The following is a 26,972-nucleotide window of genomic DNA, read 5'->3' as shown; positions in this document are numbered from 1 at the left end:
CATGCGCACGCTTAATCCAAGATTCATTTCAAGAATTTCATTGGCGCTGGTAACACGCAGTTTCATGAAGGTGGGAATTAAAAACCAGCCGACCACCCAGATAATCAAGGGTATCGCGGTGAGCTGCGCAAGAATCATCGGGCCGTGTTTTACAATCTCGCCGGGCACGGACATATAGGATGCGGTGCTCAGCAGTGCGGCGAAGAGAGACAGCCCCACCATCCACGCTTTCATGTTGCGTCCGCCGAGCAGGTAATCATCGGCCGTCTGAGCTTTGCGGGCGTAATAGGCGCCGATCAAAATCAGCGAGAAAAAATATCCGCCCAGCACCAGCCAGTCGATGAAACCCAGCCGTCCGGTGCGCTGGCGCTCCAGCCGCAGCAGCGATTCCGCCGCAGCAATGCGCACGTCCGCTGAAAAATCGGACAGCAAAGGTAGTAATAACGCCCGATCTTCCGGCATTCCGAGTGATCCTAAAGCATAAGCGGCCGCTGTCTTTTTCGCATCGTTACTATCAGCCAGCGCTGTAACAGCATCTTCGCGAGTTGTTCCTGAAGAGATTTTTTCCAGCTGTTCAAGACAGAATCCGGCTCGGAATGCAGTTACCGGATCGTCTGACTGTTGTAACTGTTCAAGCTGCTGTACTCCGGCGGCTGAGCCATGCTGCGCCAGCAGCCAGCAAGCAAATGGATCCTGCATTTGCTGCGCATACTCTTCCGTCAATGCTTTTTCCTGCTCATTCAGCCGGATATTTAGTTTTCCGAGTGTTTCCGCTGCGTGCATGCGATCCGGTGCGGACGAATCTAACAGAACCGTTTTAATTTTTTCAATCCACTGCTGCTGTTCGCGCGGAGTTACTGCGGTGCGCACCAGCACCCGCCAGATGCCGATCCGGTATTGCGGCTGATTTTCGTACAGGGAGAGTTCTTTTAAAAATTCATCCTCCACGCCGGCGATGTATCCGAGTTTTAATAGCGCTTCTGCCGCATGCACTTTCTGCCACTGCTCCGCCTGCCGCAATTCAGTTTGCAGAACGTTTACAGCGTCTGACCGGATTTCCGCCGGATCAGGCGTTGCGGCAAACGCCGGACTGAGCGACGAGATAATCAACGATAAAAACAGAATCCATTGACGCATAATTCAAATCTCCTTCACGATAGCGTTTTAATTTTGTGCGAACCGCCAAGAACGCCGGGGTTTGTGCTTTTTTGTGTTTTTTGTGGCTATGGTTTTTCTTGATCTGCTCTAAGGGTCAGGCGTGCATACCACCATCCATAAGAATATTTTCACCGTTAATATACGCCGACGCCTCCGATGCGAGAAAAACGACGGTGCCTTTAATGTCGTCATTATTCGCCAGCCGTCCGACCGGAACTTTTTTGGTATAATTTTCAACAAACCGGTCCGGTTGACCGGCAGCAATTCCGCCGGGGCTGATGGCATTCACTCTGATTTTTTTATCCGCCAGCACGCGTGCCAGATAACGCGTCAGCGTGAGCATACCGCCCTTATGAAAAAAATAATCCGGCGGCTGATCTTTCCATGCATCCGGCAGACCTTCATAGTTCGTAAGATCGGGGCCGAACATGCCCATCATCGAGGCAATATTCACAATGGTTCCGCCGCCGCCTTGCGCCATCAGATCCGCCATTTCACGGGTAATATCAAACAGTCCGGTGGCATTCACGTCCATCGATAGTTTCCACTGCTCCAGCGGCGCATTATATCCCTTCATCGGCCGCGCCACTGCGCAGTTCACTAAAACGTTCAATCGTCCGTACTGCTGCCTGATCTGCTCTTTCAGGTTGAGCACCGATTCATGATCCGCCTGATCCACTTGAAGCGCATGGACATCCAGGCCGTTGCCCTGAAATTCACCGGCGACTTTTTTGCATTCGTCGGGAAACGGCGACGCGATAATCACTTTGGCATCCGCTTCGGCCAGCGCTTCAGTAAGACACCGGCCGTATTTACCTTCGCCGCCGGTGACTAATGCGATTTTATTTTTTAAACTTAATAAATCTTTAACATGCATATCCCGCCTCTACTTCCCTTTATAAATACTTTCAATTTTTCCGGCGCGCGTGCCCTTGAGCGCGGAAACAATGCCACCGAAATATTCGCCCAGTCCGACGACATCCGCACCGACACTGAGGAACTGATAACCGAGATCAGCAAACTCATCAAAATTGCCAATGCCGCACGGTGTGCCGGCAAATTTTCCGTATTTGCGCGCAACTTCGGCAACCCGTTTGCGCGTCCCGGCAATTTTCGGATTATCCCACCGGCACGGCGTGCCGATGCCCTGACTGAAATCCGCGGCGCCGAAAAACAGCATGTCAATTCCGTCCAGTTTAGCGATCTCTTCCAGCTCATCGAGCGGCTCCGGATCTTCAATCTGCACCACCGTGAAACGCTGTTCGTTGGCCTGTTTCAGATAATCATCCGGCGGAAGCAGGCAGTAGGCGCCGTCGGCATAGCCGCCATCCAGCGGACGGCGGCCGACGGGATGGAATTTTGTATAGTACACTATTTCTTTCGCCTCTTTCAGATTCATCAGATGCGGCACCATCACGCCGGTGGCATCCATTTCCAGCGGGTGAATCAGATTGCTGTAGTTGCCGCGCTGAACACGCACCAGTGTATCCATGTCATGCATTTTTGAAGCGCGAACGTGGTTGATAATCACGCTGTCGGTGTGCGGAACATGCTCCATATCCAGCCAGACACAGTCGAATCCCGCCAACGCGGCAATTTCCGTCACCGCCGGATCAGCAAGATTCAGTTTTACACAGGTCGCAACTTCACCGTTGCGCATTTTTTTTAATACACGACTCTGTCTCATTGTAATTACATTCATTTTAGTTCTCCTTAATTTTTCAGTAGCTAGCAGCGAAGCAGCAATAAACACGGATTCTCGCTAATGGGAAAAGAGCCAGCGCTGCAGTTTTGTGTTTTTTGTGCATTTTTGCGGCTATAATTTTTCTGACTACGCTCTAATTTTAAATTTCACGCTCTGTTCTCCACACTTCTTACTTTTCTCAATTTTCACATTGCACTTTTACGACGACTTTGATGACCGGTTCCGGTATTTTATTCATCAGCCCGGGCATGTGCGCATCCTGCGGGAAAAACACGGCAAACATGCGCGGCGACACCGTCAAAAAATCTCCGGTGCCGGTTAACAGCTCGCAGTCATTTTCCGGTTTGTACGGTTCTTTAACAGCCAGCGTATCCAGCGGCGCATATCCCATGATTTCACTGCCGGAAACAAGATACTGTACATCAATATAACGCCGGTGCGCTTCCCATAAACCCTGATCATGCGGTTTCGTTTCATACCGTTGAACCAGCGCAAACACCTCATCGCCGGCAATCTCATACCGTCCCGATTCCAGCGCCTTAAAATCTGTTTTAGCGAGATATTCCAGCGCCTGCTGCACCTTTGCTCCAAGCCCGGCATACAACGGTACATTTTCTATGCGATCAATTATCATAATTCAAAAACCTTTCTCTTTCTGTGTCTTTTGCATTTCCGGCGGCTGCCAATCTTCATCTCAAATTCTGTCTTTTCCTGCGTTCTCTGCGTTCTTTTGCGATGAATGAATATTTCTTCTATTTTCGATTCAAGGCTCTCCTTATTCGTTAATCCAGATTTCCGTTCCCTGCTCTTCTCTGCTGCGAATACCGGCGGCAACCATCCGGATAAGCTCAACCGTTTCCGAAAACGGAAACGGATGCGTTCCGGTGCGCAGGTATTCAACAAAGGCTTCCAGCTGTGCTTTAAATGAAAAAAAGCTGTCCTTAAATACGGTTTGAACCGACCCCGCCGTACCGCACAACTGCAGGCAGCCGAACGAGCCGTACATATCCGCCGACACTATGACGACGGCGTCCGCACCGGAACGGTGTTTAATATGGACGACATTCCGCTTTTCGCTGCCGGTGTTCCGGACAGATAAAAATCCGGGACCCAGTATCGGATAAATCGCCTCCAGTGCATGAATGCCGTAACGCTCCCAGCTCTTCGGCGACGTAATGGAAACAAACCGCAAGTCGCCCAGTTCGCGGGTTGAAAGCCGGTACGGCATAAACTCTTTGGCATAGCGCATACTGCTCGACGACATGATTGCATGCCCGTCGTTCACCCATTGAATAAACGTGTCAAGATCGGCCGTATTATCCGCCAGCGGCTTGTCGACAAACAGCGGCAGGCCCGTCTTAATAAACGGACGGCAGCGCTCAACGTGTTCATACCCTTTATCCGTCGCCACAATCACCGCATCCACCTGACCGATCACCTCTTCCGGACGCTCGACAACATTCGGAATCAGTGAGCAGGCGGCCACATGTTCCGCAGAAAACCCGCCGTCGCCGATGCAGCAGATATGCGTCACTTCAGCGCCGGGGATCCGCAGCGTATCGGCAGGTTCTTTATTTAAATACTGCGGAATCCCGGTAAACGGACATTCATTCGTCATGCGCTCGCGGTCGTAGCCGTTGAAAATCGCGCTCCACGAATAGGGATGGCCGTTGCCGGACGTGCTTCCGATCATCGCCAGACGGATGGTTTTATTTTTAAGAGGCAGGTTATTTGTTTTCATAATTTTAAAAGACCTTAGACTTTAGGCTAGAGGCTTTAGGTTATTTTTAGTGATCTCCATTTTCGTGTTTTAAATCCGTTTATCTCCGTGTTATCAGCGGTTGAATCTAAGTAGAACAACCGTCCCGGTTGTTTAAGCAAGCGGGACGCTTGCGCTACATTTCATGTTATAATTTTTCATATATACGGCGCGCAAGGGACTGCGCGCCCTACCATTTTCTCCTGTTTTCCTTTGTTACCTCTTTGTTAAAAAATCTGTGTGTGCAGTGTATTCTGTGGTTAGATTTGTTTTTCGTGTTTTTTGTGGCGAATCTGCTATTTACTCCACTGCGACGGACGAATAATTGATTCCGGAAACTCCGGCACACTTTCATGAATCAAATCGAGCAACGCTGCGTCCAGCGGGCCGCGCTCAAGCATCATTACATTTTCTTTTAGCTGCTGCACCGAATCCACTCCAATCAGCACACTGGTGATTTCCGGAAAACTGAAATTATACCGCAAGCAAAGTTCCGGCATACCCATTCCCGCAGTACGGGCAATTTCTTCCAGTTTATGCCGGACAGGAACAACCACACTCAGCGCAACAGGGATTTTTTCTTCAGGCATCAGCAGCAGTCCTTGCAAAAATGCACTGCGAATAAACAGCAAAGCGTTTCGTTGATACAGTGCCTTAAAATACGGCCCGGAAGAAAAACGGCGGTCAAACAGATTGTGCGGCAGCTGCACTGCATCCACCAGAGAATGACTGAAAATCTGCCCGGCGAGCTCAAGCGAATCCACCGACACTCCGATTCTTTGCACAAGCCCCAGCTCTTTCATCCGGTGCAAAGCATCCATCCAGGCAATATCCTGATCGCGGTGGAACAGAAAAACCGGCAGAGAGTCAACTCCCAGATTTTTCAGCGACTGCCGCAGTGATTTTTCAATAAACGTTTCAACTTCATCCGCCGGAATTTTCGCCTCGCTGACCGGCGGACTTTTACTCACCAGCACCGCTTTATCTCCGGCATTGAGTTCCGTCAGCGCCAGGCCGAGAACTTTTTCACTCTCACCGTACATCGCCGCGGTATCGAAACAGTTGATTCCGGCTTCCAGTGCACCGGCTACAATATCGCGGCATGTCCGATATTCCGGCTGCCCGCCGGAATTGGCAATGCCGTAATTCAAACCGAACTGCACTGTTCCTAGCGTCAGCTTCGAAATGCCGGATAATATTTCTTGCTTCATGTATTTTATTATGACTGACATAAACTCAATCGGTGCGCAATCTTTTTTTTTATTTTCAAATTGTTTATCAATATAAAATTGAATGGTTCTTAAAGGTACGGCCGGGTATGTTTTTTGAGCAGTTTCAAGAACAGTTTTTCATTTTTCTGAATGAGCGCATCAACAATGCCTTTATGCTGTTGAACCCAGGCTTTGCCGTAATCATCAACTTGCTCAAAATTTTTAACGGTCCACCAGTTTCTAAAAATCGGTTCATACACATGGACAAACAATCCGGCCAGCCGGTTTCCACACCCGGTGATTAAAATTCGGTGAAATTCAATCTCGGCCAGAGTAATATCTTCCAGGGTGGCATTGCTTAACATCTCCACTTCTTGAACAAGAGACTGAAGCGCCTTGATGGTCGGGGCGTTAATGTGCTTAAAAATAAGCGTTCCCAGGCCCCACTCCATTGCCATTCGGAATTCCACCATATCGTCATACTGTTCAGGGTCATCATACTGATCAGAAAAATAGTGCCGGAAACCCAGTGTAATCGGATTGCGAATAATGCGAATGCCGCTTTTCTGGCGAGACTGGATGATCCCTAAGATTTTCAAGGCGGATAGCGTTTCACGAACTGAAGAACGCCCGGCGCCGCTCTCCGCCATAATGGTATGCTCACTGGGCAGCGAATCACCTTCGCCCAGATGATTTTCCTCAATATACGTTTCAATCCAGTTTAAAACCTGATCTGCCGCTTTCATGCCATATCTCCGATTAATCCCTGCAGATGCTCGTGTCCGCGGAGAAATAATTCAACGCTACTCGTTGAATTTGAAAGAGTACACATCTGCATCTTTCAATTTAAAGAAAATCCGGATTTCTTTTCCGGTAAGCGGTCCTACATCCGGACTGCCTTTCCAGCACACAGAGCGGGAAATTTCATTTCCGATTAATTCATCACAATCCGCCAGTGTATAACCCTTAATCGGCGTACCGGTTCTATCCTGCAGTTCAACCCGGATACCGCCGGCAGCGCTGGTCCAGAAATTTAACTCCAGTTTTTTACCATTAAAATACACTGGTCTTGTCAACAGAGTCCCGCCTTCAAATGGCGCAGAAACCGACGTAAATCCATCGATACGCAACGTGTATCGTTGTATGTGAGCAGTCGGTTGTGCATAATCCTGAAAAATATACAGGCTCATTTCAGTGTCACCGGTGGGAATTGTATCCAGAATCGGATAATTGGTGCGCGAAATCCAGTTTCGCAAACCGGGTCCCGGCCGCAGGAAAGAAGATAGAAACGGTTGCTGATATGCGGTGCCTCCGGCGCGCATGCTGAGCAGAATCACATCAGAACAATCCCGGAAATATTGCGGATCAACATTAATTTCTTTTGCCTGCGCGGCGCTGACCACCTGCCGGCCTTCCATAAACCGGGTCGCTGTTGCAATATAAATATGCGGCGCCCGGTAATATGGGAATGTTTGATTTGTATATAAATCGTACTTCGGAGCCTCTTCTCCGGCATGAAAAATGCCCAGTATCTCTATTGGAGACCAATTGATAAAATCATCACTAGTTGTTTTTCCGATCCACCGGATCCCGTTAGAATAATTCCCCTGCGCCGGATTTGTTCCGATCCATGCCCGGAAAAAGCCGACATACTTTTTCTCGGCCTCCGACCAGAAAGCAATATTCTGGCTGTCGAACGCATAAAATGACGGCCGTTCGATCAATGGATTCCCGCCGATCTGCTTCCAATGAATCCCGTCCGGAGAAACAAACCCCAGCAGGCCTTTCACCTCCGGATCTTTGGTGTATCTGTAGATACCGCCCAATGCTTTAAATTTTGCATCCGGCAAACAATCCGGATTTGTATCTAAAAACGGTGTAAAATTATGGCCGGCGGCAGTTGCATCGGAAAAAACAATATTATTATTTTTGCTGCCATCCTGTTCATGCAATCCTAAAACCGGCTTATCCCAATGAATCCCATCATCAGAAACCGCCATACAGGTGACCTGATTCGTTATATTATGCCGCGGATTCCCGGAACGGTAATAGAGCCGGAATTGTCGACCGTCATTGATAATTGTGCCGTAATTGGCATATCGGCCTTCCCATTCTTCCATGAAATCCAGAACCTTGCCGGCAGGATGGGGATGATGCATACGCAACTCCGCACCACCGGTCATAGTTTCAATTAACGTATGGTCTACAAAAAGCTCGCGCCGAGAAGCGACATTAAACGCAGCAGAATCATCGCCCGCCGGTTGCACAGCGTCGGGCAGTATTGTGATTCCACCCTCCTTCGGACGGTATAAATCCAGACCTACACCGGCATCAATCCGATAAAGATTGACGGCGAAACTGCCGGAGCCGCCAGCGGCCTCATCCAGAATTTCTCCACGGACAACCCCGGTGGTCAGCTCCTGCTGATGCCGGCGCATTTCATGCACTTTTTTCCCGTTCACATAAAATGCAATCAGATCATCTTCATCATAATTCCCCGGGTTTGCGGGCGTACAGGTAACCTGAAAAATGTGATATGCGTCATTTAAATTGATTTGTTTTAAATGAGTATACTTTCCAGAACCGTAATGCAGCCACAATCCGTTCTCGGAGGAACCGCCCTGACGAAACTGTAGTTCCCACAACCGGTTTCCATCCCTGAACTTAGCGGTATGAGAACCGGCAGATGGCGCAAGTTTTGTCAGCGAAATATAAGTCCACGTCCAGCCGATTTCCCGCATAGACATCTGTACGGGCTTCGCCATACTCGTGTTTAGATACCATCCTTTCTGATCAGGTGATGATTCAAATTCTAATGCCGGATACGTATTCCCTCTAATGTCATTCGTTATACTACGGACAGTGATTCCCCGCAAATCTTCAGTCCACTGCTGTTCAACAGGATCTCCGGGCGCTGAATAAATAATGCCGTCAGAGGCTTTTGTCGACAAAAAAACAAATAATAACATGAATATCAACATATAAGCTCCTTGCGCTTTTTTCCCTGTAATCATAATAACCTTTAATCTTTCTTACCTATCGTTCTCTATTTAAGTTATTTGTTTTTTTAGATTGAACAAGAGCATTCACAGTCCCGTCATAAAAATCGCTGGCAGCTGTTGTTTAGCCGCCAGCAATTTTTATAACCTATAATATGTCCATTACTTTATAAGGTAAGCGCTCAGATCTACACCGGTATCAATCCGGTAAGTTTTAACCGCAAAATTTCCCGGCCCGCCGATGGCTTCATCAAGTATTTCTCCGCGAATAACCCCGGTGGTCAGTTCCTGCTGGCGCCGACGCATTTCATGCACTTTCTCCCCGTTTACATAAAATGTAATCAGGTCATTATTGTCATAACTTCCCGGATTCGCCGGTGCACAGGTAACCTGAACGATATGAAATCCATCATCTAGATTCATTCGTTTTAACTGTTTATACTTCCCTGCACCGAAATGCAGCCACACTCCGTTACCGGAAGCTTTACTCTGACGCAACTGCACTTCCCACAGCCGATTGCCATCTCTGAATTTTGCAGTATGGTATCCGGCTGCCGGCGCAAGTTTGGTCAGTGAAATATAGGTCCACGTCCAGCCGGTTTCTTGCATCAGTTTTTTTGCAGATTCATCAAAGGTGGTATTAAGATACCACCCTTTTTGATCCTTCAAAGAGTCAAACTCCCATGCCGGATAATCAATTTTGTTTATCGTGTGTGTTATATCACGAACGATGATTCCGCGTATATCCGCCGTCCATTTCTGTCCTGTAGGATCACCCGGTGCCGAATATGAAATACCGACGACAGCGCTCGCAGAAGTGCATAAAAAGCACAGTACACCGACAACAAAACTATTCATTACATTTATCCGCGCATGCATAAAACAACCTTTTTATTATTTCATTACGTTTTTTAAACGCAAACGAATACCTAATATGGTCAATACAGATATTGAAAATAAACCAAGTGTACTCGGTTCCGGAATAACATTGATGCCGGTTTCCAATGTAAACTGATTAACAGCAAACAATCCCGCCCCGCCTGTTGCCGCATCAGCAAATTCAGCCCGAATGATTCCGGTAGCCCCCAGATTACAAGCCGCTCTGGTCGTTGAAAGAGCTTCCCCTCCATTAATCCATATTTTAATGACATCATTATCATTAAGACTTCCTGCAATAAGCGGTTCATACGTCAGTTGAATGGTGTTGTAGCCACCGGATAAATCCAAAGATTGTATAAGTTGATACCCCGTCCCTGCGTTTGCAAGATACAATCCATTGGCAATACTACTAGTAGATCCTGCTACGAAATGCAGATCAAAATACCCCGAACCATCACGAAGCCGGAGGCGGTGATATCCTTGCGAAGGTGCCAGTGCCGTGCGCGAAACATAAGTTACAGTCCAGCCGTCTGTCCGCATCGCATTCGTATTAGCTATGCCCGGATTTAAAAAATAATCTCCTGTATCTCCGGCAACTGATTGAAATACCCAGGCATTATACGATACACTTCCAAATGTTTCATTCGTATAATAACGTAATGTCGTTCCCGACGCAGTCCAACCCTGAGCTGTTGGCCCGGCATCTGTTCCGTTTGCGGTAAAGTTAAGAATTATACCCGCTTGAATATACCCTGCAACCGCTGTTGCTATCATACTGATTAACCACCTCTTCTTCATGCCCTGTCCTTTCTATTTGTTTTCCCTACCTGCGCACCAGATGATTTTCTCAAACAGCCCTGCTATTCTCTGAAAATCAACTATTCTATTTCCGTACTTCGGAAATATATTAAATTAATTTTTTATTATTGTCCGACAATATAATTTAAAAATAAAATGTCAAATTTTTTTATTAATTTAATCTTCAAAAACCACTCACGGGTTCATACAGAATAATTGCGCTAATAGATCTTTTATTGCAGCGGCAAAAATTTGATACCCCGACAAATTCGGGTGCAACCCGTCAGGCATCCACTCCACCGGAATTTCTCCATCGGCATCCAGAAACTGATCTCCTATATCTAAATAAAAAACTCTCTCTCCATCATGCAGTTTTGATATTCCCCGATTGACATCAATAATTTGTAACCGTTTTGCATCCTTTTTTTGACCGCGCGGCAAAACACCCAATAATAAAATTTTTGTCTGAGGAAATCCGGTTTTCAACTGTTTAACAACTGCGGTTACTCCTGCAATTATCTCCGGGGTTGTATTATTTGGAGTTGTATTATTTGTTCCGATCAGTAAAACGACAACTTTAGGAGAAAACCCAAACCCCTCTCCGTTTTTTAATCTCCAAAGAACATGTTGAGTCAAATCACTGTTAACGCCGAAATTTGCAGCGTTTATTCCGGGAAAATCATCTGACCACAATCTGTTCCACACCGGCAGCCCGCATCCCGGACTACACCAATATTCAGTAATGGAATCGCCGATAAAAAGTACATCAATTCCGCCGGCCAGAGCCTGTTGAACAAAATTAGAATGATAATTATGAAGATAACTCTCATTGCGCGGCGGTGCCGGAATTGTTGCTGTATTTTCAACAAATATCAGTGAAAAAAATACACCTCCGGCACTATGATATGCATCCAGATTTATACCGGTATCAATCCGGTAAAGATTAACCGCGAAATTCCCCGGTCCGCCGCTGGCCTCATCGAGTATTTCTCCACGGACAACTCCGGTGGTCAGATCCTGTTGGCGTCGGCGCATTTCATGTACTTTCTCCCCGTTCACATAAAATGCAATCAGGTCGTTGTCATCATGGAACCCCGGATTCGCCGGAGTACACGTCACCTGTACAACGCAAAAATCATCATTCAAACTCAGTGCTTTTAAGTGAATGTATTTCCCAGAACCGAAATGAAGCCATACTCCGTTATTAGAGCCGGGTGAGGAGCTTTGCCGGAACTGTAATGACCATAAATTAACACCGTCACGAAATTTGGCAGAATGATATCCAGCACTCGGGGCAAGTGTTGTTCTAGAGATATATGTCCATGTCCAACCGGATTCAAGCATCGCCTGACGCGCCGTTTGACTAAATCTATTATTAAGATACCATCCCTGCTGATCTTTTAGCGAATCAAACTCCCACGCCGGATAAATAACCTCATTAATCACATTGGTTATTCCCTTAACAGTAATTCCCCGTAAATCAGCCGCCCATTGTTGTTCCGCAGGATTCCCCGGAGCGGTATATAATATACTGATTGCTGCATTTACTTGCAGACGAAAAACATAAATTAATACGAAAAAGACATACGTTTTGTTTATTTTTTGCCCAATCGCCATTGGATTTCCCTTTTTACTTAGCATCGGCTTTAAAAATAACAGTTACTTGAAAAAGACAGAGATGATAACAGATATAAATTAAGGAAACGCGGAATCGGAATGACGTGAATACCGGAATCCAGAATAACTTGATTCACAAAAAACAGTCCCGTTCCGCCAATAGCAGCATCCCCGAATTCCACGCGTATAATTCCGGTTGTTCCAATGGCGCATATTGCCCTGCTGCCGGCATAAACCTCTCTTCCATTAATCCATATCTTCACGACATCATTCGAATTAAGACTCCCTGCAACGACAGGTTCGTATGTCAGCTGAACAGTGCTGTAAGTATCGGAGAAATTAAATGCTATAAATTGATATCCGCCACCTGCAGCAGCTGATTTTGCAATATACAGCCCGTTATTAGTTGTAGAAGAATTAGCAACAAAATGCATATCAAAATATGCATCACCATCTCTAAATCGAAGGCGATGATACCCTTGCGATCTGGCATCCTGTGTCCGTGAAATATATGTCAATGTCCATCCATCCTGTCGCATAATGCTTGTTTTGGCAGCACTTGCTTGCAACAAATAAGATCCTTTATCACCGGCAACGGAGTCAAATGCCCATGAATAATATGACGCACCATTAACCGCTTCATTGGTATAATAAAGACTGGGAGCGGCGGTTCCTCCATCAAGAGTCCATGTCCACTGCTGAGCTGTTGGTCCAGCATCTTGTCCGTTGGCAATAAAACTGATTAAAGTCTCTGCTAAAATACTGCTCACAAATCCAATTGTTGTCGCGATAGTGATCATTAGTTTTTTCATCCTACATCCTTTAAATTTGCTACGTATCGAATACTTTGCGATCGCTTTTTGTCAGACAATACGTTTATGAAAAATCAAAATCAACTGTTTTTTTTTAATTTTTTAAAACTTACAGAAATTAGCACAGATGCTTATCAGATTTTACATTCTTGCCCGATCCGTTTTTTTAATGCCTACATTTACCGTTCCGGACACTGGTTCCAGTGAAAATATCTCATTTCCCACCTAGCAAAGTATAACCTATTAATAATCAATAAGTTGAGCGTAAATCATATATTTTCTATCAATCTCCACGCAGCCTTCAAAGGCAAAATCTGAAAAATACAGAACTATTTGATTCCTAAATACTGGAACGTATGGTTTCGGAGCAGCTGTGTAAAATATACATCATCTCCGGCATCCAGCGCATCGACCATGCTGCCATGCCGTTCCACCCAGTCTTTTTTGTGTTCTGTCGGAGTAACCGGATTATCCGCCCACCAGCTCCGGAAGACCGGCTCATAAATATGAACAAACAATCCGGCCAGCTTGTTTTTACATCCATCCGTAAGTGTTTTATGAAACTCTGTCTCCGCGCGAATAATATCTTCAACCGTAACGTCTTCTGGTTTTTTTTCAATGCCTTCAACCAGCCGCCGGAGTTTTTTTATCGTTGTTTTATTGATGCGCTGTAAAGCCAGCGGCCCCAGCCCCCACTCCATTACGGCGCGGAATTCCATCATATCCTTATATCGACCGGTATCTTCGTATTGATCGGCAAAATAGTGGCGCAATCCCAGCGTCACCGGATTGCGGATAATGCGGATTCCTCCCTTGCGCCGGGTATGGATAATTCCGAGCACTTTCAGCGCCGTTAATGCTTCGCGGACAGATGCGCGGCTGAATCCGGTTTCAGCCACCATATCCAGTTCTCCCGGCAGAGCATCCCCGACTCCGAGCCGGTTTTCTTCAATATAATTTTCAATCCAGTTTAAAACCTGTTCTGCTACGGTCATTCGTACAGGATACGTAACGTCTTCGAAGAGTCAAGAATGTCTCGATTTTTCAACATAAAATAATTCTACATGCGCATAGATTACCCTAATATATTTCCCGTTATTCCTCTCTTCCGGTGATGAAAAAACGAAAGCTTCCATTTTCTGGTTTCATCTGCAGTGTTCCTTCCAGGAAAAAGTCTGGATGGTGCCCATAATATTCATCATCAAAAAACAGACCGCCGGTTTCACCGGAAATCAGATAGATGTTATCTCCGCGCACGATGAATTTGGTCATGTTATTATTAAACGGCAGCATGGTGGCTTCACCGAATGAATTATTCACCGTATCATAGACAAAAATGTCGCTGACATACCGTTGATTTTTTCCGCTCCAGGCTTCCCCTTCCCGTACATATTGCGGATAAAACATTTTTGCCAACCCGAATGACAGAGATTTTTCTGTCCACCCGTTAGGATACTGGATATTCGGATACTGAACACCGCCCACAAGCAGAATGTAACGGTTTTTATACACAATTTCACCGGCCGGGAAATTGCCGCTGGCAATCGGGAGATAAGGCAGACATTCCCACCGGTTTTCAGCCGGGTCATAACGCCAGTTATCAACAACTGTATTGACTTTCGCATTAGGAGAGTCAATGCCGGTTGCCCCGCCGAAAACATATAATTTTCCGTTCACCGCCGCCGCCGCGGTATTAAATCGTACGGTGCCGGGACATGCCGACAGTTCTTTCCATCCCTGTGCAGGGTTTTCGGTATCAAATACCAGCAGTCTCTGTCCTATCCCCGGAACAGTTCCATCGCGGGAGTTTGCCGAGAAATATCCTGTTCGATCATAATCGCTCCCCCCGATAAGATAAATTTTGCCGCCCAGTGCACAGTTGCCGGGAAACACTAATGCGTGCGGCAGCGGCGGCAGTGTCGTCCATTTCCAACTGCCGGTTTCTTTAGATAGCACATAACCGTCCGTATAACAGTACGGTGCGGTATAACTGAGACCGCCCCAGACATACAGTTTGTTATTCACCGTCACACAAGCCGTACCCATCCGGGCTTCGCCGGGAAAATCAGGCAGCCGTGACCAGCCTTTGTCCGGCGCTGTCACATCCATCGCAAACACATCATTAAAAAATCCGCGCGGATAAATTCCAGGTTTCGACGCAACCTCTTCCCCTGAACACCAGCCGCCGGCTGAAATAAATGTGTTATCAATCATACCCACCGCCGGCCATTGAATTCCCCGGGGCGTATTCGGAAAACGTTTCCACGTTGCATCAATCCACTCAGGCAATTCAGGGCGGGTATCAGTATTCATTTCATAAATTCCGTCCAGATAATAGCCAGACTGGTTATTATGGCTGAAAAAAATTCCCAGAACTCCCGGCGCACCGCCCTTATACGTATCCACTTCCAGCTTCATGGTTACACCGTCAGCCGTGAAATCCGCAGTTTGATCACCAATGGTATATTTCAAAGAACACTTCAGCCATTTATCCGCAGTATAATTTCCGCGGCGTTCCCCCCACTTATCATTAACGATAACTTCGATTGACCCGTTTCCTGCCCGCCATAAACTTTTATAAAATTGTAAATCGCCCCTCAATCCCCACTTTGCATTGCTGGCTGAGGGCAGATACCACGCCCATTCCATCAGCAACGTTTGCCCGCTGGCAGTTACCGCCTTAGGCGCTTTAATTTCAATATTTCCCGCGCCGTTCTGATCCCGGGATGTGTAAGCATACCGCGCCCCCTTAAATGCCCCCGGCCCGCCAGATGCAGGCCCGAAAACACGATCCTGCTCTTTTGCAGTGATTGTTCCGGCAACCGTTTGAGCAGGTGTGCTATTGATGGCATCCTGCTCAAATCCGTTATTATCAAAAAGCACAATTCCGCTTTGTGCCTCGGTTACTCGAACAGCGCATACATGGTCGGTCAGGGCAAATAAAAATACTGCATATATGAAAAATATTTGTTTCATAACACAGGTATTCTTTTGCCCCACAAATGAATTATTTTATCTGAAATGAAAACAGATCGGCATATTTCATATGAAAACGGAATCGCACCGGAACGCCTTCCAGCATTCTAAGAGTGCGTCCGGACTTCCACACCACCGTCTGCTCAAGCGAATCGCCCTGCAGCTTTTCGCAATCAGGCAGTGAAAAACCTTCCACTGGATAGCCGCCTTCATCAATGATTTCGACCTGTATACTGCCGCCGTCATATCTGAAATGTTTGGCTTTGGCTTTAAAATTCAGTACCAGCTGGGTTCCGCTGAATCGCAGCAGTTTCGTTTCAACCACACCGCCTTCCGGTGCAGCCCGCAGTGACGCAAATCCGTCTTTCCGATAAGTGAAGCGGCGCAGCCGCGATGCCGGTCCGTCATAATAGGCTTCATGCGCATAAATTGAATATTCAGCGTCATTTCCCGGGAGTTCCAGCAGGCCCCACCAGATATAATTACTGCGGTTGCCATCGCGATCGGCCGGTGCATCAACAGGAATCACAGCCCCCGGCCAGCGCTTAAACGTCAACCCGTCCCGGCTGCTCATAAACAGCGGTTCGGTTTGCGCAGTGAGAGAAATAAACCGCGTCGGAAAGCCGATATAAAAATGCGGATTGCGTGGATACTGAATAATCGAACTTGTATAGAGATGTTCCGGTGCAACACCCGGATATTCAAGAAATTCAGGGTTCTTGCTCCAGTTGATCAGATCCGGCGACGTCGCCATCATTACATCACGGTATGTTTTATCGCGGAAATGACGGAAATATAACACGTATGATTTACGTACCGGATCCCAGAACGCCAGATTCTGCGAATCAAACCACGGCTGCGGCCAGCCCGAACGTTTTTCCCAGCTCGACGGAAAGACCGGTTCATTCTGCATCAGCGTCCAGTGTACACCGTCCGCGGATTTAAACGCATAGAGTCCGCCGGTGCGGGAATGTCCGCCCATTGCTTTATACCTTTCATTCGGCGGACAAACCGGATTTGTGTCTTTAAACGGCGTGAAATTATGCCGGGCAACACCGTTATGAATGATATTATTTTCTTTTGATCCTTTAAACTCAAACAGTCCGAGATTCGGACGAATCCAGTCAATACCGTTGGTGCTGTAAGCATAACAGAATACTTCATCTTCCATTGCAGTATCGCTGTGAGTTCCGCGATAATACATCCGGTACATATCGCCGTCCTGAAACAGCGTGTAATAACAGCAGGTGTTGCCCTCCCATGGTTTATCCGTAACCAACACAATTTCCTGCGGTTCGGGATGATGCAGATGCAGGCCTACTTTCCCGGCAATATTTTCAACGAGAAAATCATCCACAAATAATTCTAACCGCGACCCGATATCAATCGGGCCATCTGCAACGGTTGTTCCGGTGGTTGATTCGGCTGAAACCCCCACCTGTATAAAACAGGTGTATGCCAGTGCGATGCAAAACAGTTTGGTTTTCATAATATATATACTTTAATAATATGTCCTGTGTTATTTAGATATTCCGTCGAGATAATATCCGGCCTGAACATTATGGCTGAAATAAATTCCCTGAACTCCCGGCGCACCGGTTAAATAATTATCAACCTCCAGGCGTATTTTCATTCCGTCCACTGTGAGGTCTGCCGTCGGATCGCCAATGGTATATTTCAAGGAACATTCAAACCATTTATCAACGGTATAATACCCGCGATACTCCCATCGTCCGTCAATATAAACCTGAAAAGATCCATTCCCCGCTCTCCATAAACTTTTATAAAATTGAGTATTCCCTTTAAGTCCCCATTTGGCGTTGCTGTTTGCCGGCAGATACCACGCCCATTCAATAAGCACCGTCCTGCCTTTTTCTGTCATCGACTTTGTGATTTTTGCTTCCACATTCCCGGCACCATTTTGATCCCGGGATGTATAAGCATACTGGTATCCTTGAAAGGCGCCGGGACCGGTTGATTCCGAACCTGCAATCTTATCCTGCTCTTTGCCGGAAATCGCACCGGTAATGGTTTTGATCGGTTTTATGCCGACAGTATCGTTTTCAAAACCGTTATTATCAAAAAGAACGGCACCGGAATCCGCATCCGTAATCCGGATTGCCGGAGCAGAAAGCGTAAAGGTAACCATACATGCACATACGCAAAAACTCGTCCATCGCATAATATCTCTCCTGTTATTTAGTTGTTCCTGTGGTTGAAAAACTCACACCTTCATTTTTTGGCTTTATCTGAAGAGTTCCTTCCAGAAAAAAGTCCGGATGGTGTCCATAATATTCATCATCAATAATCAGTCCGCCGGTTTCACCGGAAATCAAATATATGTTATCTCTGCGGACGATGAATTTGGTCATATTATTATTAAACGGCAGCATAGTCGCTTCACCGAATGAATTATTCACCGTGTCATACACAAAAATGTCGCTGACATACCGCTGATTTTTTCCCCTCCAGGCTTCCTTCACAAATTGCGGATAAAACATTTTTGCCAATCCGAATGATTGGGACTTTTCTATCTGCCCGTTGGGAAACTGAATGTTCGGGAACTGCACCCCCCCCACGAGCAGAATATAACGGTTTTTATACACGATATCACCGGTCGGAAAATTGCCGCTGGCGATCGGCAGATCCGGCAGGCGTTCCCACCGGTCTTCAACCGGATCATAACACCAGTTGTCAACAATTGTATTTACTTTTGCATTAGGAGAATCAATGCCGGTTGCTCCGCCCATCACATATAATTTTCCGTTCACCGCTGCTGTTGCCGTATTAAGTCGTCCCGTTCCGGGGCATAAAGCCAGTTCTTTCCAGCCTTGTGCCGGAGTTTCGGTATCAAAAACCAGCAGTCTCTGCCCTATCCCCGGAACAGTTCCATCACGGGAGTTTGCGGAAAGAAATCCTTTGCGGTTATAATCGCACCCGCCGGCAATATAAATTTTACTGCCCATTGCACAGGCGCCGGGAAACACTAATGCGTGCGGCAGCGGCGGCAGCGGTGTCCATACCCAATCTCCGTTTTCTTTGGCCAGTACATAACCATCCGTGTAACAGTATGGTTCGGTGTAGCTGAGTCCACCCCAGACATACAGCTTGCTGTTCACTGTAACACAGACGGTTCCCATACGGGCTTCTCCGGGAAAATCCGGCAGCCGGGACCAGCCTTTGTCCGGCGCAGTCACGTCCATGGCAAACACGTCATTAAAAAATCCGCGCGGATAAATTCCCGGTTTCGATGCAACCTCTTCTCCGGTACACCAGCCGCCGGCAGAAATAAATGTGTTGTCAATCATGCCCACCGCCGGCCATTGAATTCCTCGAGGTGTATTCGGGAAACGCTGCCAGGTCACATCAATCCATTCCGGCAATTCCGGGCGGGTATCCACATTCACTTCTTCACGCCCGCCAGACGGGGGCTGTACCGCCGTTTCATAAGTTCCATCCAGATAATATTCCGCCTGAGTATTATGACTGAAGAAAATCCCCTGAACTCCGGGAGCCCCGCCCTTATAATTATCTACGTCCAGCTTCATCGTTACACCGTCAACCGTAAAATCCGCTGTCCGCTCTCCGATGGTGTATTTCAGAGAACATACCAGCCATTTATCAGCGGTGTAATAACCGCGGTATTCCCATTTGCCGTCAACAGAAACCTGAATCGATCCGTTTCCTGCCCGCCATAAACTTTTGTAAAACTGTAAATCGCCTCGCAGTCCCCATTTTGCATTGCAGGCTGAAGGCAGATGCCAGGCCCATTCCATCAGCAGCGTTTGCCCGCTGAAAGTTACCGCCCTAGGCACTTTAATTTCAATATTTCCCGCACCGTTTTGATCGCGGGGTGTACAGGCATACTGCAACCCTTTAAATGCGCCCGGCCCGCCGGAATCCACCCCGAAAACCTTGTCCTGCTCTTTGCCGCTGATCACACCGGCAACTGTTTTGAACGGTGTTTTATTCAGGGTGTCCTGTTCAAATCCATTATTATCAAATAAAACCGTTCCACTTGTCACATCGGTAATCCGGACAGCGTGAGCGGTTGTAATAAACCCCGCCAAAACCCACGCACACAGACGCAATTGTTTCATTGTATACAAATCCTTTTTTTATCGAAAGCTGGCGCAGAATATCCCGTGGCTTGCCGCAGAGATCGGCGGACAAAAGGAAATTTTTACTCAAAAAATAACCCTCAGCCGATAAAAGCGGCTGAAGGTTGTAATATATTCATTTATCTTCTTCTTTTCAGCCCGATCGCGGAAATACTTCCAACTAACAGATAAAACGAAACCGCCGGCTCGGGAATAATACTGTCTACATAGTATGTTCCATTAGCGGCCTGTGCAAATGCCACACCCATTGTTCCGGTCTCAGAATTACCACGCGTCGCTATATCTATAGATTGAGTACCTGCAGTAAAAACAACGCTTGTCGCTCCCAGAGTATACTCCAGACTGCAGACAATCCATTGATCGTCGACATAAAAATTATCTGATTGCTTTACATTTAGATCATAAACGGCCGAATTTCTTAATCTCACATCAAATACAACATCATTGTTTCCGTTACTGCCGGCACCATCCAGCCCGATTAGGCGGGCATAAGAACCGGCAGTCACATACCACACCCATTCATATTTCAGAACAGTTCCTGTTGCTGTAACAGCCTGATCAAACTTCATCGTTATTAGTCCGGACCCTCCATTACGAATGCTCATGGCATAATTATCGCCGGAATATGCACCGGGGCCAGCCGAGTCCGGCCCATATATCAGAGTAGATGCATTTCCTGTGAGCGTTCCTGTGATAGCCCCGTCCGGTGCGCTACCGACAGTACCGCCTTCAAATCCACCGCTGTCAAACAGCACTTTGTTAGTGGTTACGTCGGTAATCAGCATGGCGTGACTCGCACCTGCGAATATCATTCCCGCGATTGCTACTCCTATTGCTCTCTTTGTACTCATGTTTTTTCTCCTTCTCTTCCCTTCTTCTTTTTCCGCTGTTTCACATGAACAGCTCGGGCTTTATGTCCGACATAATGCTGTTAAAAACCACTCTGTCAACATTTTTTTCCTTTCATTAACAGCGATATTTAACCACACCTTGCCTTATATGCCTGACATATAGTTATTTTAAAAACTTGTGTCAAGGCTTATTTACGTGCGAATTTATTTCATAAATTCGGGAATAATCCTCCGTGCTTTTTCCCTAATTTCAGTTGCCGCGCTTTGCTCAATGCTGTGATACGGCCAGCGCAGCCGCTCGGTAACCGGCCCCCAGCCTCCGACCGCGGCCAGAAATTTATCCACCGCCATATTTGAGTACCCCGCATAAATAAAAGGGAAGATACACTCTGTCATAAACTGCTGTACCCGGGATTCCAGTTCCAGCGATTCGGCGGGACTGCTTAACATTTGCCTATACCACCGTTGAGCCGCCGCCGGATTTAAGCAGGCCATATTTGAATACGCACCGTGCGCGCCGTTTTGAATGCCTGTGGCCAGCCGGTGACCCGGAACAAAAATAGACATGCCGGGACAATACTGTTTCATCCGGGTGTACCAGTCCGTATCGCCGTCACACACTTTAACTCCTGCCAGCGCGCCGTAATCGATGCTGTCATCCGAATTAATCGGCAATAAAAGCGTTGCCCAGCTTCCGGCAATATCGTGACTGTTCAATATCCTCATTTTCCAAATTCTTAATTAACGATTTCTTTTATGTCGGACATAATATCTGATTTTATAAATCAGTCAATCAGTTTGATGAAAAAAATACATTTATTAAAGCGACTTATCTATCAAGAGGTTAGGCAGTAAAGATGATCATGACAAAGAATTTTTTGTGCTTTTATGACGATTCTATTACACCTTGATCGCAAAAAACGGTTCATGAGAAATATGATACTATTCATGATTATTCATCTGCCGATCCAGGTGTGCAAAATAAAAAATCTCTTTAAAACGAATATTTAAAGAGGATCTTAATTTTTTCAGATTTTAAACTGGCGCGCCCGCCAGGAGTCGAACCTGGAACCCTCAGATTCGTAGTCTGATACTCTATCCAGTTGAGCTACGGGCGCCTGAAATAAAGCGCAGAACATACCGGCTGTTCCGTGCCGAATCAACTGTAAAAACAATTTATTTTACAGCGGATTTAAGTGCGTTAACTTTATCAGTTTTTTCCCACGGAAACTGCGGACGTCCGAAATGCCCGTAAGCCGCAGTATCGCGGTAGCTCCAGCCGTTTGGCGTGAGCAGTCCGAGCTCTTCGATGAGCGCCGCCGGGCGGAAGTCAAACACGCAGCCGGAGGAAACCAGAGCCTCAAGCTCACAGTCTTCGAGTACGCCGGTGCCGTAGGTGTCAATATTAATGCTCAGCGGTTTAGCTACGCCGATGGCGTACGCAACCTGTACTTCGCATTTTTTCGCCAGGCCGGCAGCAACAATGTTTTTCGCAACATAACGCGCATAGTATGCAGCGGAGCGGTCGACTTTCGATGGATCTTTTCCAGAGAATGCGCCGCCGCCGTGACTGCCGATGCCGCCGTAGGTGTCGACAATAATTTTGCGGCCGGTGAGTCCGGCATCGCCATGCGGTCCGCCGATCACAAATTTGCCGGTGGGATTAATGAAGTATTCAATATCATCTTTCAACAGTCCGGTTGGTGCGAGTACGTTTTCGACAACTGCGGTGAGATCTGCGCGGATTTTTTCCAGCGGCACGTCGTCGGTCTGGTGTGAGATTACCACCGCTGTAATATGATCCGGCTGACCGTTTATATATTTGATGGAAACCTGCGATTTGGAGTCGGGACGCAAGTATGGAATCGCGCCGGCTTTGCGGATTTTCTGCAGTTCATTGAGCAATACATGACTGTAATGTACCGGCGCCGGCATCAGTGCTTCAGTTTCATCGGACGCATAGCCGAACATCATGCCCTGATCGCCGGCTCCCTGCTCATGCGTTTCGGTGGCGGTAACGCCCATAGCAATATCGGGCGACTGTCTGTGCAGGCGGCAGATGTATTCAAAGGTGTCGGCGCAAAATTCAAGTTCCGGCCGGTCGTAGCCGATCTCCCGCACAACCTGGCGCGCGATGTTTTCCGGCGCGATGCTGTCCCATGCCCGGCAGGTGATTTCGCCGGCATTGACGACGAGGTTGGTGGTCGTCAGCGTTTCGCACGCAACACGGCTTTTTGAGTCCGCCGCCAGACAGGCGTCGAGAATTGCATCAGAAATTTGATCGCAGACTTTATCGGGATGTCCTTCTGAAACCGATTCTGAAGTAAACACATGATCGATATTAATTTTGCTCATCTTACCCTTTCCTTTAAATTCGCTTATCCGGATTAATGAATTTTCTGGAAAATTTAGCGGGTTCAATTGAACAACTCAAGGATTTCCGGCGATGTTTTCTGGATCAGTTCGCGGCATTTTTGCAGAATTTCGTCGGACGTGACGAGCTGCAGGATGTCTTTAGCAAGTGCGCGGCATTCAGCGTAATGCAGATTACGAACGACATCTTTAATCATTGGAACCGCCGGCGGCGAAACGCTGAGTTCATCGACACCCAGACCGATCAGCAGCGGGACAAGTTCCGGCGTTGCCGCCATTTCGCCGCAAACAGCCACCGGAATACGGTGCTTGTGTCCGGCGGCAACAGTCTGCTGGATCAATTTAATTATGGCGGTGTGCGCCGGTTTATACAAATGCGCCACATGATCATTTACGCGGTCAACGGCCAATGTATATTGAATCAGATCATTCGTACCAATACTGAAAAAGTCAATATGCGGCGCAATGATATCAGCAGTCAGCGCCGCCGATGGAATTTCAATCATGATACCAACATCAATTTCAGCGGCGAATGATTTGCCTTCCGCTTTCAGCTCCTGTTTGCACTCTTCAAGCAGACGGTTGGCTGCCAGCACTTCACTTAGACAGCTGATCATCGGATACATGATTGAAATTTTGCGCCCGGCAGCGGCACGCAGGATGGCGCGCAGTTGTGTTTTAAAAAATTCAGTGTGCGAAAGACAGTAGCGAATGGCGCGCCAGCCGAGAAACGGATTGGCTTCGGCAGTCATTTTGACATCGGATGCAATTTTATCGCCGCCGAGATCCAGAGTACGAATGACCACATTATCCGGCGCACACAAATCGGCGGCATTTTTATACACTTTATACTGAGCTTCTTCATCCGGCGGCTCCTCAGTGTTCAGAAATAAAAATTCGGTACGGAACAGACCGATTCCGTTAGCGCCGTAACGGTGGATACCGGCGATTTCGAGCGGCAGCTCAATATTCGCCGCAATTGGAACACGATATCCGTCTTGTGTTTCGGAGGGTTTGTCTTTCAACTCTTCCAGCCCGACCAGAATATTTTTCTGTGCCTCCATTTTTTGCGCGTATGCGAGCAGACGCTCCGACGTCGGGCGAATAATGAGCAGTCCCTTACCGCCGTCAACCAAAACGGTGTCGCCTGAAGAAACTTTAGTGCTGGCATCATGAAGCCCGACGACCGCCGGAACTTCGAGCGCACGGGCCATAATAGCGGTGTGCGACGTTGAACTGCCGGCGTCTGCCACCATCGCCTGCACAATCCGCTTGTCCACGCCGGCGGTATCCGACGGGGTGAAGTCGTAGGCCAGTGCAATACAAGGGCGTTCCAGCTGATTCATGCGATCCATGCCGCCCTCGCCGATCAGGTTTTTGACAATGCGGTGAATGACATCGCGCACGTCGCCGGCGCGCTCGCGCAGATAATCGTCTTTCACTTTCGACAGTGCATCAATGTATTTTCCGGCGACATCATTCAGCACCGCTTCGACATTACGGTGTTCTTTTTTTAATCCGGCAAGTACAGCATCGTATATATAACGGTCATCCACCACCAGCAGGTGCGCATCAAAAATTCCGGCATGTTTTTCACCGAGTGCACCGGCGGCGCGTCCGCGGATTTCGGTAAGCTGGCGGCGCGTTTTGGCAAGCGCCTCTTCAAAGCGGGAAATTTCTGCAGGGATAGAACTTTCCGGCACCGGATAATCGGGAATATCAGACCCGTCCTGCCGGAACACAACGACTTCGCCGATGGCTACGCCGGGTGACACGCCGATGCCCTGCAGAATGATTTCGCCGGAAGAATCTGTTATATTTGACATAGTACACTCAAAAAGCCGCCGGTTAATTCCGGATTATCAGGTTTATACGGAAACAATTCAGAAATCATTTTCTACCATGGAAAAATGCCTTTTCATGTGCCGACGCGTATCGCACTCACTTCTCCAAGTCAATAATATTTAACGCCAAAGGAATCCACAGAGTTCCTGAAAAAAATCTGCACCGTGCACATTTTGTCCGGCGGGTTATATCTGATTTATGCGGTGCAATAAGTTTTGGATTTCAGTGAACACAACCGCGTACTGCTGGACATCAGTCTTCAAGAAATTTAGTTTCAAAAAGTTTTATGATTTCGTTCATCGCCGCTTCAGCGTCGACGCCGCAGGTACGAATGCGGAGCTTGGTGCCTTTATGTCCTTCAATCGTCAGCAGCCCCATGATGCTTTTAGCTGAAACTTCATCCGATGCATCATGGCCGATAAAAACATCGCTGCGGTATTTACCGGCGGCTTTCACCAGCAGCGCCGCCGGCCTCGCATGAATGCCATAGGCATTCAGCACTTCAATTTCGCGAATCATTTCCTTTTCAGCGGCCATCTGTTTTTCCTGTCTTACGTAAAAAATGTTCAATTATTTTTTCGTTCAGTTCTTTGGCCGCATCATGACCGAGCAGTTTTAATTTATAATTTAATGCCGTTGCTTCGATAATATTTGCCATATCCCTGCCGGAGCTGACCGGCAGAGAGTAAAGCGGGCGCCTGAGTCCGAGAATTTCAATTTCACCCGGAGTGATTCCGGTGCGCTCCTCTTCCAAATCGTTCACATACGGGTGAAGCTCTATCACGATGTCGAGCTCCGCCTTACGCCGGATGGCGGATACCCCGAACAGGCTTGGCACATGCACGATGCCGACGCCGCGAATTTCCATATGATACCGTGTCATTTCATTGGCATATGTTGTTAATCGTCCTGACTGCCGGATCACTTCAGTGACATCGTCTGAAACAAGACTGTATCCTTTTTTAATCAGCGAAAGCGCCGCTTCGCTCTTTCCGATGCCCGCCGGCCCTTTCAGCAGAACCCCGATGCCCATAATTTCGAGCATCGTTCCCTGCAGGCGTCCGCGCGGCGCAGTAAGTTCTTCAATTAAAAGAATGCATTCGTTAATAAAATTACTAGTGATCAACGGCGTGCGGAATACCGGTGTATGAAAGGCCTCCGCCAGATCTCTCAGCCACGGCACCGGATACCGGTTGCGGGCAACAACGATGCCGGGAATCTTTTTTTTCAGCAGCGCACGCACACGGATTTCCTGTTCCGCCTGCGGCAGACTTTTTAAATAGGTGAATTCCGCCAGCCCGAAAACCTGCAGCCGGCGTTGCGCAAAATATTGAAAAAATCCGGTGAGCGCCAGCCCGGGACGGTTCAGTGCGCTCTCCTCGATCGTACGGTTCAGCGATATTTCTCCGCCGGACACCAGTTCCAGTCCTAAGCGCTGTTTGCCCGCTTCAAAAAGCTGTTTGAGAGAAATTGACATAGAAAGAAAGAGTCAACAGTCTGAAGGTCGAAAGTCAACAATCTGATTGGTGACTTTCAAACTTTTGACCTTCAGACATTCGACTTTTGATTATTTGTAATGACTTATCATTTTTTCACGCAACTTCCGCAGCTGGCGCTCCATTCTTATCAATGCGTCATCAATTGACTTAAACAGATTTTCATCCGATGAACTCGCCTCCACGTGCAGATCCTTACCTGTAACAACAACATCTGTGCGATGCAAAAGCTTTTGAAGTTCAATCACAATACGAACATCCTCTACGCGCGGAAACGCAGTCAGAGTCCGCTCCACCTTATCATAGATATGATCCCGGATTGCGTCCGTAATCTCGACTTGGCGTCCTGTGATATATACCTTCATGGGCTGC

At 47.5% G+C, this 26,972-nt stretch carries 24 protein-coding genes and 1 tRNA gene; all 25 read right to left on the bottom strand.

The features are described 5' to 3' along the window. A partial coding sequence (locus WC959_02380; protein MFA5687989.1) for a HEAT repeat domain-containing protein occupies window positions 1-1,137 on the bottom strand: 1,137 nt, incomplete at its 3' end. Window positions 1,138-1,252: 115 nt separating this feature from the next. After that, window positions 1,253-2,035, bottom strand: a complete 783-nt coding sequence (locus WC959_02375; GenBank protein ID MFA5687988.1) for an SDR family oxidoreductase — start codon at window positions 2,033-2,035, stop codon at window positions 1,253-1,255. Between the two features lie 9 nt (window positions 2,036-2,044). Then, the gene (locus WC959_02370; GenBank protein MFA5687987.1) at window positions 2,045-2,860 is read right to left on the bottom strand and encodes an aldolase/citrate lyase family protein; all 816 of its coding nucleotides are present in this window, start codon (window positions 2,858-2,860) and stop codon (window positions 2,045-2,047) included. A gap of 181 nt (window positions 2,861-3,041) precedes the next feature. Beyond that, window positions 3,042-3,497, bottom strand: a complete 456-nt coding sequence (locus WC959_02365) for a YhcH/YjgK/YiaL family protein (protein ID MFA5687986.1) — start codon at window positions 3,495-3,497, stop codon at window positions 3,042-3,044. Window positions 3,498-3,638: 141 nt separating this feature from the next. After that, window positions 3,639-4,604: a Gfo/Idh/MocA family oxidoreductase gene (locus tag WC959_02360; protein MFA5687985.1), complete on the bottom strand. Its 966-nt coding sequence runs from the start codon at window positions 4,602-4,604 to the stop codon at window positions 3,639-3,641. Window positions 4,605-4,918: 314 nt separating this feature from the next. Continuing rightward, window positions 4,919-5,833 (bottom strand): aldo/keto reductase, encoded by a 915-nt coding sequence (locus tag WC959_02355; GenBank protein MFA5687984.1) that lies wholly within the window; start codon window positions 5,831-5,833, stop codon window positions 4,919-4,921. A gap of 89 nt (window positions 5,834-5,922) precedes the next feature. Then, on the bottom strand, window positions 5,923-6,579 hold the full coding sequence (locus WC959_02350; GenBank protein MFA5687983.1) for an FCD domain-containing protein: 657 nt from the start codon (window positions 6,577-6,579) through the stop codon (window positions 5,923-5,925). Window positions 6,580-6,636: 57 nt separating this feature from the next. Continuing rightward, window positions 6,637-8,814, bottom strand: coding sequence for a hypothetical protein (locus WC959_02345; protein MFA5687982.1), 2,178 nt, complete (start codon window positions 8,812-8,814; stop codon window positions 6,637-6,639). Window positions 8,815-8,994: 180 nt separating this feature from the next. After that, window positions 8,995-9,690, bottom strand: coding sequence for a hypothetical protein (locus tag WC959_02340; GenBank protein ID MFA5687981.1), 696 nt, complete (start codon window positions 9,688-9,690; stop codon window positions 8,995-8,997). Window positions 9,691-9,726: 36 nt separating this feature from the next. Next, window positions 9,727-10,509 (bottom strand): hypothetical protein, encoded by a 783-nt coding sequence (locus WC959_02335; protein MFA5687980.1) that lies wholly within the window; start codon window positions 10,507-10,509, stop codon window positions 9,727-9,729. A gap of 195 nt (window positions 10,510-10,704) precedes the next feature. Next, window positions 10,705-12,126: a GDSL-type esterase/lipase family protein gene (locus tag WC959_02330; protein MFA5687979.1), complete on the bottom strand. Its 1,422-nt coding sequence runs from the start codon at window positions 12,124-12,126 to the stop codon at window positions 10,705-10,707. Window positions 12,127-12,155: 29 nt separating this feature from the next. After that, the gene (locus tag WC959_02325) at window positions 12,156-12,938 is read right to left on the bottom strand and encodes a hypothetical protein (protein ID MFA5687978.1); all 783 of its coding nucleotides are present in this window, start codon (window positions 12,936-12,938) and stop codon (window positions 12,156-12,158) included. A gap of 329 nt (window positions 12,939-13,267) precedes the next feature. Continuing rightward, window positions 13,268-13,933 (bottom strand): FCD domain-containing protein, encoded by a 666-nt coding sequence (locus WC959_02320; protein ID MFA5687977.1) that lies wholly within the window; start codon window positions 13,931-13,933, stop codon window positions 13,268-13,270. A gap of 100 nt (window positions 13,934-14,033) precedes the next feature. Continuing rightward, window positions 14,034-15,914, bottom strand: a complete 1,881-nt coding sequence (locus WC959_02315; GenBank protein ID MFA5687976.1) for a hypothetical protein — start codon at window positions 15,912-15,914, stop codon at window positions 14,034-14,036. A gap of 31 nt (window positions 15,915-15,945) precedes the next feature. Continuing rightward, the gene (locus WC959_02310; GenBank protein ID MFA5687975.1) at window positions 15,946-17,403 is read right to left on the bottom strand and encodes a hypothetical protein; all 1,458 of its coding nucleotides are present in this window, start codon (window positions 17,401-17,403) and stop codon (window positions 15,946-15,948) included. A gap of 30 nt (window positions 17,404-17,433) precedes the next feature. Then, window positions 17,434-18,096, bottom strand: a complete 663-nt coding sequence (locus tag WC959_02305) for a hypothetical protein (protein MFA5687974.1) — start codon at window positions 18,094-18,096, stop codon at window positions 17,434-17,436. 13 nt (window positions 18,097-18,109) lie between these two features. Continuing rightward, window positions 18,110-20,014, bottom strand: coding sequence for a hypothetical protein (locus tag WC959_02300; protein ID MFA5687973.1), 1,905 nt, complete (start codon window positions 20,012-20,014; stop codon window positions 18,110-18,112). A 140-nt stretch (window positions 20,015-20,154) separates the two neighbouring features. Continuing rightward, window positions 20,155-20,886: a hypothetical protein gene (locus WC959_02295; GenBank protein ID MFA5687972.1), complete on the bottom strand. Its 732-nt coding sequence runs from the start codon at window positions 20,884-20,886 to the stop codon at window positions 20,155-20,157. A gap of 204 nt (window positions 20,887-21,090) precedes the next feature. Next, the gene (locus WC959_02290) at window positions 21,091-21,612 is read right to left on the bottom strand and encodes a hypothetical protein (GenBank protein ID MFA5687971.1); all 522 of its coding nucleotides are present in this window, start codon (window positions 21,610-21,612) and stop codon (window positions 21,091-21,093) included. Between the two features lie 315 nt (window positions 21,613-21,927). Further along, window positions 21,928-22,004, bottom strand: a tRNA-Arg gene (locus tag WC959_02285). Between the two features lie 58 nt (window positions 22,005-22,062). Further along, entirely contained in the window at window positions 22,063-23,241 is a 1,179-nt protein-coding gene (metK, locus tag WC959_02280) for a methionine adenosyltransferase (protein ID MFA5687970.1), read from the bottom strand. Between the two features lie 62 nt (window positions 23,242-23,303). Further along, complete coding sequence (gene ptsP / locus WC959_02275) at window positions 23,304-25,085, bottom strand: phosphoenolpyruvate--protein phosphotransferase (GenBank protein MFA5687969.1); 1,782 nt, start codon at window positions 25,083-25,085, stop codon at window positions 23,304-23,306. A 271-nt stretch (window positions 25,086-25,356) separates the two neighbouring features. Next, on the bottom strand, window positions 25,357-25,641 hold the full coding sequence (locus WC959_02270; GenBank protein MFA5687968.1) for an HPr family phosphocarrier protein: 285 nt from the start codon (window positions 25,639-25,641) through the stop codon (window positions 25,357-25,359). Beyond that, a complete protein-coding gene (hprK, locus tag WC959_02265; protein MFA5687967.1) occupies window positions 25,631-26,581 on the bottom strand; it encodes an HPr(Ser) kinase/phosphatase in 951 nt (316 codons plus the stop codon). The genes WC959_02270 and hprK overlap by 11 nt, the downstream gene beginning before the upstream one ends. Before the next feature lie 90 nt (window positions 26,582-26,671). Further along, the gene (gene raiA, locus WC959_02260) at window positions 26,672-26,965 is read right to left on the bottom strand and encodes a ribosome-associated translation inhibitor RaiA (GenBank protein ID MFA5687966.1); all 294 of its coding nucleotides are present in this window, start codon (window positions 26,963-26,965) and stop codon (window positions 26,672-26,674) included. Between the last annotated feature and the right edge of the window lie 7 nt (window positions 26,966-26,972).

This window comes from Kiritimatiellales bacterium (assembly GCA_041656295.1).
GTDB lineage: Bacteria > Verrucomicrobiota > Kiritimatiellia > Kiritimatiellales > Tichowtungiaceae > Tichowtungia.
This window is presented reverse-complemented; position numbering and strand designations above follow the sequence as displayed.